General features: G+C 56.0%; 12 protein-coding genes. 6 read left to right on the top strand and 6 right to left on the bottom strand.

Going from position 1 to position 12,761, the window contains the following annotated elements; genetic code table 11:
- A partial coding sequence (locus K8V32_RS05010; protein ID WP_369681042.1) for an FAD-dependent oxidoreductase occupies positions 1-214 on the top strand: 214 nt, incomplete at its 5' end.
- Positions 215-415: 201 nt separating this feature from the next.
- Here the strand turns inward: K8V32_RS05010 and K8V32_RS05005 are convergent.
- The 3 genes from K8V32_RS05005 to K8V32_RS04995 form a co-directional block, all read right to left on the bottom strand.
- Positions 416-1,165, bottom strand: coding sequence for a hypothetical protein (locus K8V32_RS05005; protein ID WP_303903820.1), 750 nt, complete (start codon positions 1,163-1,165; stop codon positions 416-418).
- Positions 1,166-1,251: 86 nt separating this feature from the next.
- Entirely contained in the window at positions 1,252-1,596 is a 345-nt protein-coding gene (locus K8V32_RS05000; protein ID WP_303903817.1) for a hypothetical protein, read from the bottom strand.
- A 700-nt stretch (positions 1,597-2,296) separates the two neighbouring features.
- Entirely contained in the window at positions 2,297-3,367 is a 1,071-nt protein-coding gene (locus K8V32_RS04995; RefSeq protein ID WP_303903814.1) for an IS110 family RNA-guided transposase, read from the bottom strand.
- A gap of 592 nt (positions 3,368-3,959) precedes the next feature.
- Here K8V32_RS04995 and K8V32_RS04990 point away from each other — a divergent pair.
- The 5 genes from K8V32_RS04990 (at position 3,960) to K8V32_RS04970 (ending at position 8,820) form a co-directional block, all read left to right on the top strand.
- Positions 3,960-5,036 (top strand): IS110 family RNA-guided transposase, encoded by a 1,077-nt coding sequence (locus K8V32_RS04990; RefSeq protein WP_303903812.1) that lies wholly within the window; start codon positions 3,960-3,962, stop codon positions 5,034-5,036.
- 202 nt (positions 5,037-5,238) lie between these two features.
- Complete coding sequence (locus K8V32_RS04985; protein WP_303903809.1) at positions 5,239-5,847, top strand: STM3941 family protein; 609 nt, start codon at positions 5,239-5,241, stop codon at positions 5,845-5,847.
- Positions 5,848-6,011: 164 nt separating this feature from the next.
- Positions 6,012-6,488, top strand: coding sequence for a Fur family transcriptional regulator (locus K8V32_RS04980; protein WP_303903807.1), 477 nt, complete (start codon positions 6,012-6,014; stop codon positions 6,486-6,488).
- Positions 6,489-6,551: 63 nt separating this feature from the next.
- The gene (locus K8V32_RS04975) at positions 6,552-8,063 is read left to right on the top strand and encodes a catalase (protein ID WP_303903804.1); all 1,512 of its coding nucleotides are present in this window, start codon (positions 6,552-6,554) and stop codon (positions 8,061-8,063) included.
- Between the two features lie 88 nt (positions 8,064-8,151).
- Complete coding sequence (locus K8V32_RS04970; RefSeq protein WP_303903802.1) at positions 8,152-8,820, top strand: mismatch-specific DNA-glycosylase; 669 nt, start codon at positions 8,152-8,154, stop codon at positions 8,818-8,820.
- A 36-nt stretch (positions 8,821-8,856) separates the two neighbouring features.
- Here the strand turns inward: K8V32_RS04970 and K8V32_RS04965 are convergent, their stop codons facing one another.
- The 3 genes from K8V32_RS04965 to K8V32_RS04955 all read right to left on the bottom strand — a co-directional run bounded on the left by K8V32_RS04965 (position 8,857) and on the right by K8V32_RS04955 (position 12,631).
- Positions 8,857-9,558: a hypothetical protein gene (locus tag K8V32_RS04965; protein ID WP_303903799.1), complete on the bottom strand. Its 702-nt coding sequence runs from the start codon at positions 9,556-9,558 to the stop codon at positions 8,857-8,859.
- Between the two features lie 353 nt (positions 9,559-9,911).
- Complete coding sequence (gene thrC, locus K8V32_RS04960) at positions 9,912-11,333, bottom strand: threonine synthase (RefSeq protein WP_303903795.1); 1,422 nt, start codon at positions 11,331-11,333, stop codon at positions 9,912-9,914.
- A gap of 5 nt (positions 11,334-11,338) precedes the next feature.
- The gene (locus K8V32_RS04955; RefSeq protein WP_303903792.1) at positions 11,339-12,631 is read right to left on the bottom strand and encodes an adenylosuccinate synthase; all 1,293 of its coding nucleotides are present in this window, start codon (positions 12,629-12,631) and stop codon (positions 11,339-11,341) included.
- Positions 12,632-12,761 lie beyond the last annotated feature (130 nt).

Below are 12,761 nucleotides of genomic sequence, written 5' to 3'. Positions count from 1 at the left end.
AGTGACGAATTGGGCCACCGAACGTTATACGACTCCGCCACGGAGTGTTCAGGGTGGAACCGGCATGGGAAACCGGATTTTTTCGCACCCCACAGCCCAGCGCATTCACTGGGCGTCTACCGAAACCGCCGATGCTTTTGCTGGGCATATCGAAGGTGCCATCCGTGCTGGGCTCACGGTGGCCCACAACATCACAAAGACAAACTTGTCATAACTGCGTATGACAACCGGCTGTTATTTAGCGCGACTACCCAGGAGTTTATCGCGTCCGTTAGAACGTATGCGTCAACGTTGAAGGGTGAGCTTATCCGACGCTGATTTCCTGCGGATGATGCAACCAGCTGCGGATTGACCGGAGTGGTGACGTTGGACAAGAGCTGGAGTGGTAGATCCGGCACGATAGCCCATGAAGGATCTAGGAGTTTTTGGCACGGCGGTGATGCGGTGTGCCCTGGCGTAAGCGCAATCGGGAAATGGTCTGTTGGGCGTCTTGGCTCAAAACGGTGGGATCGGTTGAGAGCCGTTGGGATAGCTCAGCAACGATGTGCACTATGGACTGATTACAGGTGATGATGTGCGTGTTGAGTTGCGCCAGCGCGTGCTGTGACTCTTCGGAGAAGGCGCCGTCTTGGGAAGTTTTCTGCAGCGTCCTATCCACGTCCAGCGAGAGATCGCGCACTTGCTCGAGGAGGACGGTGACATCAGCGATGTGGCGGATCAGTTGCTCGTTATCGGTCAGCGCCGACAGGAAATCCCACCAGGTGCCAAGCATCGTGGCGATATGGCTGCCCTCTTCGACAACGGTCTGGCGAAGTGCTTGCGTGTCACCTAAAAGCTGTGATGCAGTGGCATGTGGATCCAGGGCGGATAACTGGCGGGGTTCGATGCGCCCTAGGCTGGGTTCGCTGTGTTGTTCGTCGGCGAATTGATGCAAGATTTCGGTGAGCGCCAGGCGGGTCACCGGGGCCCAACGTCGCTGGGCGGCGCGTTGAACGAATCGATCGAGAAATAACGTGGTCAACAGGAAGGTCACGACGCCGGCGGCCAGGCCAGATAGAATGACCAGTTCCTGCCAGATCGTGGTGGTGACATCGATCCAAATCACCCCGGCGATGAGCAAGATGGCACATCCGATCACGATGCCATGTCGCACTGCATGCAGCATGCTGTTCCTCCACCTTCAAAAATTGACTCCCGAAATGCTTGGTTCTGCTCACCAGAGTGTGCTTCCCATGATAGAGACCAAAACGGTTAGGGGTGGTCAGGATGCAGGTCCGAGTGTGGGGCGGCTACGTGGTGGAGTAGTTCGTGGATGCGTCGGTCGGTGAGTCGCCAGCGCCGGTGTCGGACCTGTGTTCGGGTTCCAACGCTGAGGCCCAGGATGACGCGGGGGAGTCGGACATCCCAGACGATGGCTTCGGTTGCTGCTGTCCAAGAACCGGCGGGTAGCCCGAGGATGCGATGCCCGAGAATCCCAACGATCTGATCGGGTAGGACATAGACGGCGCCGATAGCCACACCAAGAATCAGGCTGGCCAGCGCGACGGCGATCAAGACGAGTAGCCAAGTGAAGGTGCGACGTCGTTGGCGATTCACACCCAACACGTCATCGTCTACGATTGCCTCGACCTGATATATGTCCAGTTGAGTGCATTAGCGTTTTGGACGCCCGTTCGCACGCCGGACGCTTGACTATTTTCGAACGTGCTTCGTCTACAAACTGACGACTCAAAAGCCTCTAAACTGACGACTAAACTGTCTCTAAATTGACGACTGGACCAATTGACCAGGCAGAACGGGGGTAAGTATGGCACCTTTGGATTACGCGCCAAGAGTGGTAGATGGAGAGCTGCTCTCCGCACTACGATGAGCCGGAGCTGCGGGGATAGACCGGATTCATATCTACAAGGACCGCCCGAGACCAGTGACGCAACTGAGGCTGCTGCCGTCACTCGCGCAATGGCTCTGATCTTGACTCCTCGACCCTTTCGCGCGTCGGTCGATTACATTATGGGGAATTTTTGGGGTCGGTTAGACTGCGGCGGGTGTATAGAACCGAGCGGAAGAACTAGTCGGTTAGCTCTGCTGGTGATGAAACTGTGGAAGAAACAAATAATCCCCCGTCTTAGACGAGGGATTACCGGAATATACGCGCTGATCCTAGCCCCGCCAGCGCGCTCGCAGATCGTTGACCACCGCATAGAGTGCTGCGGTGATTTGTTCGGTTGAAAAGTAGCCAGCACACTGTGAGACTTGGAAGTGGCTGGTCTGGGACTGGCTGAATCTTCTATGTCTGTCAAGCCGGTTGCATCGCGGTGGCTGAAGCATTGAGTGTTCGAAAGATCCGGCGTGCAATGTACCGTTTCAAACACCGTCGGATTTCTCGATCTGTTTTGTGTTCTTGACGTCGCTTTTCAACATAGGCTCGAGTTTCTGGATCGTGGGTCATTTTGGTCACTGCTACCATGTGCAGGGCGCTGTTGAGCGTTCTGTCTCCGCCGCGATTGAGTCGGTGTCGGATAGTATTTCCCGATGATGCAGGAATAGGGTTCACCCCGGCTAATGAAGCGAATTCTGCGTCTGTAGTAATGCGACCATGATGTGACCACGCGGCTAAGCATTTAGCGGCACTGATCGCTTGAAAGCCGGTTTCTTCCAACAACGGCGCAGCTTCGCTGATGTGGACCAGTTCGGTCAGTTGACGTTCATTATCAGCCAGTTGCGTATCAAGTTCCAGCACGTGTTTGGCTAACCGGATTGCTTCACCACGGGCGATCGATAAGGAGAGTTCTTCGTTGCGGGATCGCCATTTTGAGACTTCAACGATCTGGGTTTTGCTCAACGCTTTGCGAGCATCACAGCCCAAGTCGTTGCTGCGTAACAACGCGGTTAGGGCGTTGACTGTCCGGGTGCGGTCTTTGGTCATCGATTGCCGGGCGGTGACCAGGATACGGATGGCTTGGCGAACTCCGTCGTTGAGCCGTGGCCGCCGTAATTTGTTCACGGGTAACGGCAGGGCCGCTGCGGCGATGCGGTGAGCATCTAACGCATCGGATTTGCCAATCCCGTAATGCTGTTTAGCCTCTATCCGGGGTGCTTCCGCGACTGGGTAGCCATGCGAGGCTACCGTGCCGGTCAGGATGGCACCGTAAGTGGCGGCACCTTCGATGACCCACAGCGTGTCGGCATTGGCTTCCGTGCGCCGGGCCACCCAGGCAATGGCCCGGGTGATTCCTGCGGTAGTAGTGGGAAAATCGCGGGCATCGATCTTCTCGCCAGTGTTGGCAACCAAGATCGTGTAGACGTGTTTGCGGGCGTGGGTGTCAACACCCACGAGATAAGGATGGGTTTTTGCGACAATGGACAAACGGTGATTGCACCTTTCAATGTGAAGGATCTGGTCAATTCGGCCGTTGCGCGGCCGGTACCAGTCCGGGCACATCATCACATCGGAACATCCCTGTGATGGGTCACACGCAGTCTTTGTGGTGGACAGTCTTCTCATCAAGTCATCCGACGTGGGCCGGACAGATGCCAGCTGCCCTACCAATCCGAACGGACAATTCAGCCAAAAGACACTCTGGAGGTCAAGCAGGATATGAGTCACATCCGGTGGTAGGAACGGCTGACACCCATACTGCCAGCTAGTCCCAGACCAGCTACGTCTAAGTCTCACAGGCAGGATAGGTACTGGTCGTCCGATTTCGACTGGTCGTGGCTCTGTAGGGACACTGACCGCCGCGTCATGCGGTGTGTCTTGTTATCGAGTTGTCCGATCGATTGGAATTGGTTGGCCGGTACCGTCCGGCCCACGTCGGTGACTTGATAAGAAGAATGTCCGCTGGGCTATAGCGTGACTCATTACAGTGCTGTTCCGAAGTGTTTTCCCACCCGGACTGGTACCGGCCATCACGGCCGCCATACCGTGTCCATTACCGTGGAAAGGCACCCCGACCGCTATGTCTATTGTCGCCCAAACTCATCCGTATGTCGTGGGTGTTGACACCCACGCCCGAAAACATGTGTATACGATTCTGGCGGCTACCGGAGCACTGGTTGATGCCGCAGAGTTTCCCAACACGTCGGCTGGCATCGCCCGGGCCATCGCCTGGGTGGCCCGGCGCACGGACGCCGATGCTGATGTGTTGTGGGTCATTGAAGGTGCCGCCTCCTATGGTGCTGCCCTGACTGCTGCAGTGATCTCTGATGGCTATCCCGTGGCTGAAGCGCCACACATGGACGCCAAGAGTCGCTATGGAATCGGCAAATCTGACTCCCTAGATTCTCACCGCATCGCAACAACCACCCTGTCACTACCGGTGGATAAACTGCGCAGGCCACGACTCAACGAGGGCATCCGGCAAGCTGTTCGGATTCTCGTGACTGCCCGCAGTGCCATGGCTCATGATCAGAACCGGGCCATTAACGCTCTGACGGCCTTGGTGCGCAGCAATGAGCTGGGCATCGATGCTCGAGCAACACTCAACCGAGCGCAGATCGCACAGATCGGCTCATGGCGCCGACGCAATGAAGAGCTGTCACGATCCATCGCGCGAGCCGAGGCTATCAGACTGGCTAAACACGTCCTAGCCCTAGAGACCCAACTCGCAGACAATCACCACCAATTGGCTGAACTGATTCAGCTCAGTGAGGCCGCACCGCTCGTTGAAGAACCCGGTATCGGAGTCATCACCGCGGCCAAATGCCTCACCGTGTGGTCACATCACGGCAGAATCCGCACCGAAGCAGAATTCGCCTCCATCGCCGGGGTCAACCCCATTCCAGCCTCATCCGGCAACACCACCCGACACCGACTTAATCGCGGCGGTGTTCGCTCCCTAAACAGTGCATTGCACATGGTCGCCATAACAAAAATGACCACCGACCCGGAAACCCGTGACTACGTAGCCAAACGACGCACCGAAGGCAAAACCGATCGTGAAATTCGACGCTGCCTCAAGCGCTACATCGCCCGCAGAATCTTCAGAACCCTCAACACCCAAGCCACCAAGAACCAACCCGCTAGACAGACATAGAAGAATCGATAAGCAACACACCACCAACCATCGAACACCACCACTGACAACACAACCCTGTGGAAAACCGCCGCCTCGGGCAAATTCATATGCTAGATGTCCTTCGGGCATTATGAATTGTCGCAGAGGTTCGACACTTGCGCAGAGTAACAGCCTTAATCGTTTGTGCGTTCAACCCCGGGGCGCGGTAATGTTTGCAGGTGTGTCTTACGATGCTGTTGCTGCCGAACCTGTCATCCGCATTCCGTGGCGAAAGGGCCGCCGAATGTTCGTGTTATTCGGGTCAGGCGCATTCGTCATCGTTTCAGCCCTGTTACTCTGGCTGGGTGCCTCCCGTCTGCTCAATGATTCAATATTTAGTGGTCGCATCTTGATCATGTGCATCGTTGCGATCATTGGAGTGGTGTTCTTTGGGGCAATCGCCGTTGGATCAATCAAAAATTTTTTAGGGCGCAAGGACACCACGGCTCTGGCTCTCAGCGCCGTCGGAGTAACCGACCAGACCCAAATCGTGGGACCATCACCAACGATGCCCTGGTCGATGATTGAGCAATACAACATCGCCGAGTATCAGCGCCAACTCTTTTTAGTCTTGCAGCTGCGTGATGTTGAGGCGTATCAGCGAATTATTGAGTCCTCACGCACCATGCGTACGGCGTTCAAATTCAACACGAGAATCTTCGACGTCCCGGTGCATGCCATCACCATCAAAAACTTACAGGGCAGTCCCGAAGATATTATCGACGCCGTATATCAGATCACGAATGTCCCGCCCGGTCATCCGCTGGCTCGGACAGACCAGACGCAATAAGTTGTTCACCGAATCGTATTCTTGGTCTGTTGACCGCGGCGTCGTCATCCGTTTGACGTTCAGCTAAGTCGACACGACGTCGGGCGATTCGTACAGTATCTTCTCAGGCAGTGTGAGGGGCATGCCCCTTGTTACGGCCCATTCACCATTGCAATAATGGCGATATGAAGGCAGCAGCTGGAGATCCCGACTCTCCGTTTGCCGGAGATCGACCCACCGATTGGAGTCAAGCGCTCCGTGCCGCCGGACTGCGCGTCACGCGTCAGCGACTTGCGGTAATCGATGCCGTAATTCAGAAACCGCACGGCACCATCGAAGACATTCTTGATGAAGTCCGTCCGCACCTTCCCAGAATTACGATTCAATCGGTGTACTTCGTCATGAACTCCCTGGTGGCTGCAGGCATAGTACGCAAACTCGAATTTCCCGGCTCCCCTGCTCGATATGAAATCGAGGATCATGACAACCACCATCACGCAGTCTGTCGGTACTGCGGGCGAATCGAAGATGTTGCCTGTGTGACCGGTGAAGCACCGTGTTTACGTCCCGAGGCTCACATTGATATGACCATTGAGGTAGCCGAAGTGATCTTCACGGCCGTATGCCACGAGTGCGCAACGACTCAGCAGGCACGCGTCTAATGCTGCACTTTTGCCTCATCGCAATCTGCACCGCAGAACCAAACTGATGAGAAAGGCCCGACAATGACTAACCGTAAAACTCCGCGCAGCACCGGATCCACCACGCAGGCCGGGATCCCAGCTGTGAGCGACCGCAACTCCCTGACCGTTGGCCAAGACGGTCCCATCGTTCTGCATGACCACCACCTGATTGAGACCATGCAGCATTTCAACCGCATGAACGTCCCCGAGCGTCGTCCGCACGCTAAAGGTGCCGGTGCCTTCGGGAAGCTCACCATTACCGAAGACGTCTCAAACTACACCTCGGCGGCTGTCTTTCAGCCCGGTACTGAAACGGAAATGTTAGCGCGTTTTTCTACTGTTGCCGGTGAACTTGCTTCACCTGATACCTGGCGTGATCTTCGCGGTTTTGCATTGAAGTTCTACACTTCTGAAGGCAACTTCGACCTGGTTGGCAACCATACTCCGATTTTCTTTGTGCGTGACCCAATGAAATTCCAGCACTTCATTCGCTCGCAGAAACGGCTTCCCGACTCTGGGTTGCGGGATAACACCATGCAGTGGGATTTCTGGACGCAGAACCCCGAGTCAGCACACCAGGTCGCGTATCTGATGGGTCAACGCGGACTCCCGAGGACCTGGCGGAATATGAACGGCTACGGCTCTCACACCTACATGTGGGTCAATGCTCAAGGCGAGAAGTTTTGGGTAAAATATCATTTCCTTACCAATCAGGGCATGGAGTTCTTCACCAATGACGAAGCCGAACGTATGGCCGGTGTGGACGCCGATTATCATCGCCGGGATCTCTTCGAATCCATTGAACGCGGCGATTATCCCTCCTGGGATCTGTGGGTTCAGATCATGCCGTTCGACGATGCCAAGACCTACCGGTTCAACCCGTTTGACCTCACTAAGATCTGGTCCAAGAAGGATTATCCGCGGATCAAAGTCGGCACCATGGAACTGCATCGCAACCCCGAGAACTTCTTTGCTCAAATTGAGCAGGCGGCCTTCTCGCCAGGCAATATGGTTCCTGGGGTTGGGATGTCTCCGGATAAGATGCTGTTGGCACGAAACTTTTCCTATGCGGATGCCCAGCGTTATCGTATCGGCACAAACTTCCAACAACTGCCGGTCAACCGTCCAATTGTGGACGTTCATAGCTATAACTTCGACGGTAACATGCGTTATGAGCACACTGGCGCCCGCAGCACCTACGTTCCCAACTCGTTTGGTGATTCCTGGTCAGATGAAGAAGGTACCATCGAAAACTCCTGGGTGTCCGATGGCGAACTCGTCCGGCAGGCTTATACGTTGCGTGACGACGACGATGACTTCGGGCAAGCCCACACTCTGGTGCGCGAGGTCATGGACGATGCCCAGCGCGATGAGTTGGTTGAGACCGTAGTGGGTAGCTTAGCGACCGTTGTTGAACCCGTTTTGTCCAATGCGATTCAGTATTGGAAGAACATTGATGAGGACGTCGGCGCCCGAATTGAACAAGATGTCCGGGCAGGCGCCTGGGACGGCGAGCAGCAACCAGGCGGCGATCCACTGGATCTGAAACGCTAGCAACGGGTAGCCTCAGAGCATTACCGCCGAACAGAAGTCCCGGCGTTGCCGCGTGGAATTTCTGTGTCACTGTAAAGAATGAGATTCCGTGACAATATCCCTGCCATCTGGTTGGACACCGTGGCGTAGTCCATCACCGCTAGGCGACCGTCGTCCGACGAAAGCCGACCTTGCAGCCGCCTTGCATTCCGGCCGTGGGCGCGAAGATGTGCTCCCCTACCCTACTGATCAAGCGTCGGCCGGACTGCTTCGCGTGTTGATTGTGGGCATCAACCCGAGTCCTTGGACGGCGGCGGTGAATGCGCCCTTTGCTCGCCCCGGTAACCGGTTTTGGTCTTCCCTGTCTGCGGCCGGGATTACGCCGCACACGGTCAATGCGGCAGAAGGGTTAGCCCCAGTCGATGAGCGAATGTTAGCCGAATTGGGCGTGGGGATTACGAATTTTGTGTCGCGTCCTACCGCTCGTGCGGATGAACTGACCGTGGACGAATTCCATGAGGGCGGACGCCGAATCGTGGAACGGGTGACCATGCTACGACCCAAGATCGTTGCGGTCCTGGGGATCACCGCATATCGGAGAGCCTTTTGTCTACCCAAGGCTCAGCTTGGTCTCCAGGATCCCACAACAGTTGACGGCTGGCCGGCTTCGGTCACCTTGTGGGCGATGCCGAATCCCAGTGGACTCAATGCCCATGAAACCATCGCCAGCCTGGCTGAAAAATGGCGTACCGTCTGGGAAGCCTCAGCTAAGCCGTAGCGTTTCGGGCGGCGATATTTTCAGCCAAGACGTGCGTTACAACTCAGCGCAGGCCGAGTCGAATGCTTCAACGCTATTGTCGATGACTTCGAGGTCGCGTCGCTGCAATGCGTTCAATAAATCGATGCCGGCTTCAGAAAGCTCTGGATATTCAGCCAGAATCTGACCGTTGGCAGCTCCCACGAGTGCTGCGGCACTGGCCAATTCCACGAATCCAGACCATCCTGCCTGGGCTCGTTCATCAATCCATTCAGCAGCCAAACCATGTTCTTGTCTAAAGTGGTGTGTCAGCGTACAGGCGTAATCTAGTTGTCCTTGATGAGAGACGTCTGCTGTCTTACTGATGCCCGAGTCCTCACACGCTGCCTGGATATCGTAAAGACCTGAGGTGAGTTCTTCTGGATTGAAGAGCTGAACGCTCTCGACGAGGGTAGAACCAATGGCTGCAAAGGTCTCGTTATCGGAGCCGTTGGCGAGCATCCCGACCGTGGCGGTTTCACGTGCTCCCGGGTCGGCTTCGTGCCCCATGAAAGCTCCCAGGGAGTCTGGATCGCCATGTTCTTCGAGCACATGATCCGTGAGTGTGCAGGCATAGGCTAACCGACCTTCGGATGTAATGTCGGCTTCAGCACTGCCACCGCACCCGACGAGTGCGATCGATGCGGCAAGTACTGCAACCGGGGTGACACGCTTGGTCAAATTGCTGGGGGATTTCTGGGTGAGAGTGTTTCTGAACATCGGGGTCTACTATAGCAACGGTATCGTGGCCTTGTCAGTAGGACGACCCAAGTCGGTATGCAGGTATTTGTTAAAAACCAGGACCCCCGGAAAAACCGGGGGCCCTGACACTCATCACTCACACCTTGAAGAGGTAGTTACTACTATAGTGACTTACCCTGGGAATTACTTGAGAATTCCTGTAAATTCGCTCTGAATTCTGGTGGGTCGGCACAAGCGGAACGCCCCGGCCAGAACCTTGTGTTTCCGAACGGGGCGTTCATTATTCACTCACACCTTGAGGTAGTTCAAGATAAACATATCAGCCTTGAGAACCTGTGATAATTCCCTGCTGAAATCCTGTGAACTTCAACTTAGACGTGGTGCAGCGCGATGTATTCGCGAAGTGCCTGAGCCTCGGTTCCCAGTTGAACGGTGTGCTGCTCGAGTTCCAGGAGTTTGGCGTATTCAGGCAACAGTTCTGGTTCAAAGCCCAGGGCCTCGTTGACGATGTCGGTGAATTTCTCGGGCTTGGCTGTTTCTAATACCAGCATCGGTTGGTTGGGTTTCTGGTAGCCACGTGCCACAGTGACGCCGTCGGCGGTGTGGGGGTCGATGACCACCTTGGATTTCTCGTAGGTTGCACGAATCGTGGCAACCCGGTCCTGGTGGGTTGAGGTTCCCGAAACCATACCGAATTCCTGTTGGAAGCGTGGTTGATGCTCGGACAGATCCAAGGTGCCGCTTGAATCCAGTTGCTCCCATGCCTGAGCCAGTGCATCCGCATCTTGGCCGAGTACCAGATAGATGAAGCGTTCCAGGTTGGAGGCCTTGGAAATATCCATCGACGGCGATGAGGTCGCCAGCGTGTTGGCCGCCGAGCGTGGCTCATATTTCCCGGACCGGAAGAATTCATCCAGCACATTATTCTCGTTGGTGGCTAGCACCAGGGTATCGATGGGTAGTCCCATTTGACGAGCCAGTTGACCGGAGAAGACGTTGCCAAAGTTGCCGGATGGCACAGCAAAGGACACGCCGAAGCCTTCGCGCTGGTCGGCTGGAATACCGGTGGTCACACGCAGCCAGGCCCAGAAGTAGTAGACGGACTGGGCTATCAGCCGGCCTAAGTTGATCGAGTTGACGGTGCCCAACGAGTGTTTGGCTTTGAAGTCCAGGTCGCCGTTGAGTTCTTTGACCAGGTTCTGTGCGTCGTCGAAGACCCCGTCGATGACAATATTGTGAATGTTGTCATCGGTCAGCGTGTACATTTGTGCGCGCTGGAACTGGGACATGCGGCCTTTGGGCGACAGCATGAACACACCAATATTTGGTTTGGACCGGAACGCGTACTCGGCGGCAGAGCCGGTGTCACCGGAGGTGGCGCCCAGGATGTTCAGGGTTTGGTCGCGCTGTTTGAGCACATAGGGCAGGGCTTCACCAAGGAACTGCATGGCCATATCTTTGAAGGCCAAGGTTGGTCCCTGCGAGAGGTCAACCAGGGCTGTCATCTGATCGATTGGGGTCAGCGGGACGACGTCGTCGGCATTGAATTGGTCCCCGTAGGCCGCCTGGCACAGTTGCGCCAGGTCTGCACGCGGAATGTCAGTCCAGTACAGGCCGATCACTTCGGTGGCCAGTTGCGGGTAGGTCAGTTCGCGCCAGGATTCGATGGTTTCGGCGTCAACGGTTGGGATGTCAACCGGAACGACCAGACCGCCGTCGGGTGCGAGTCCTTCAAGGAGGACATCGGAGAAGTTGGACGGCGCCATGCCGCCGCGGGTGGATACATATTGCATAAGCGTTAGTCTTCGTAAATCAGATCGCGAACTTGGATAACTTCATCGCGGCCCGGGCCAACGCCCACACCGGAAATGCGTACACCGGCCAGCTCTTCGAGCTTAGCAATGTACTGACGAGCGTTTTCTGGCAGATCCTCGAGGGTTCGGCAATCAGAAATGTCTTCTTCCCAACCGGGGAAGTATTCATAAATCGGCTTGGCGTGGTGGAACTCGGTTTGCGTCATCGGCATCGAGTCGTGGCGGACACCATCGACGTCGTAGGCAACACAAACCGGGATGTCTTTGATGCCGGTCAGCACGTCAAGTTTGGTGACGAAGTAGTCGGTGAACCCGTTGATCATCGCAGCGTGGCGGGCCATCACGGCGTCATACCAGCCGGTGCGGCGTGGCCGGCCGGTGTTGACACCGAATTCGCCACCGGTGGTGCGTAGTTGTTCGCCCATTTCATCAAAGAGTTCGGTTGGGAACGGGCCGGCACCCACGCGGGTGGTGTAGGCCTTGATAATCCCGATGGTGCGAGTAAAACGGGTTGGGCCGATGCCGGCACCCACTGAGGCGCCGCCTGCTGTGGGGTTCGAGGAGGTCACGAATGGGTAGGTGCCGTGGTCCACGTCCAGGAACGTGGCCTGGCCGCCTTCCATGAGCACCACTTTGTCGTTGTCCAGGGCCTCGTTGAGCATGTGCACCGAGTCAACAACCATGGGGCGCAGACGGTCGGCGTAGCTCATAAAGTATTCGACGATCTCATCGACGGTGAAGGCGCGGCGGTTGTAGAGCTTGACCAGCAGCTCGTTCTTCTGGCGCAGGGCGCCTTCAATTTTTTGGCGCAGAATCGACTCATCGTAGAGGTCTTGGACGCGGACTCCCAAGCGTGCGACCTTGTCCTGGTAGGTCGGGCCGATGCCACGACCGGTGGTACCGATGGCGCGTTTCCCTAAGAAACGCTCGGTGACTTTATCCAGGGTCTGGTGATACGGGGCCACCAGGTGTGCATTCGCTGAGATTCGCAGGTGCGAGGTGTCGTGGCCACGGGCTTCCAGGCCGTCAATTTCTTCGAAGAGGGCTTCGAGGTTAATGACCACACCGTTACCAATCACGGAGATAGCTTGTGGTGACAGAATACCGGCGGGCAGCAGTTTGAGCTCAAACTTTTCGCCGTTAACAACCACGGTGTGCCCGGCGTTATTTCCCCCGTTGGGCTTGACCACATAATCAACCCGCCCACCGAGCAGGTCCGTTGCTTTGCCCTTGCCTTCGTCGCCCCACTGGGCTCCCACGATTGCGATTGCTGGCATAAAATTCTTTTCTCCCAAGGGGACGGCGTTGCACCGACCCACAACATAGAAAGGTTCTCGCACCCGAAAGCACGAAAGTTTTGGGTCGAGAACAGTTACAACCAGAGTTTACCAAATGACGACGCACGCG

This window comes from Enteractinococcus helveticum, from assembly GCF_020742345.1.
Classification (GTDB): Bacteria; Actinomycetota; Actinomycetes; order Actinomycetales; family Micrococcaceae; genus Yaniella; species Yaniella helvetica_A.
This window is presented reverse-complemented; position numbering and strand designations above follow the sequence as displayed.

Coding starts and splice junctions, on each gene's coding strand:
- K8V32_RS04975 (WP_303903804.1), top strand. CDS start 6,552: ATGACTAACCGTAAAACTCCGCGCAGCACCGGATCCACCACGCAGGCC.
- K8V32_RS04990 (WP_303903812.1), top strand. CDS start 3,960: ATGTCTATTGTCGCCCAAACTCATCCGTATGTCGTGGGTGTTGACACC.
- K8V32_RS04955 (WP_303903792.1), bottom strand. CDS start 12,631: ATGCCAGCAATCGCAATCGTGGGAGCCCAGTGGGGCGACGAAGGCAAG.
- K8V32_RS04980 (WP_303903807.1), top strand. CDS start 6,012: ATGAAGGCAGCAGCTGGAGATCCCGACTCTCCGTTTGCCGGAGATCGA.
- K8V32_RS04965 (WP_303903799.1), bottom strand. CDS start 9,558: ATGTTCAGAAACACTCTCACCCAGAAATCCCCCAGCAATTTGACCAAG.
- K8V32_RS05005 (WP_303903820.1), bottom strand. CDS start 1,165: ATGCTGCATGCAGTGCGACATGGCATCGTGATCGGATGTGCCATCTTG.
- thrC (WP_303903795.1), bottom strand. CDS start 11,333: ATGCAATATGTATCCACCCGCGGCGGCATGGCGCCGTCCAACTTCTCC.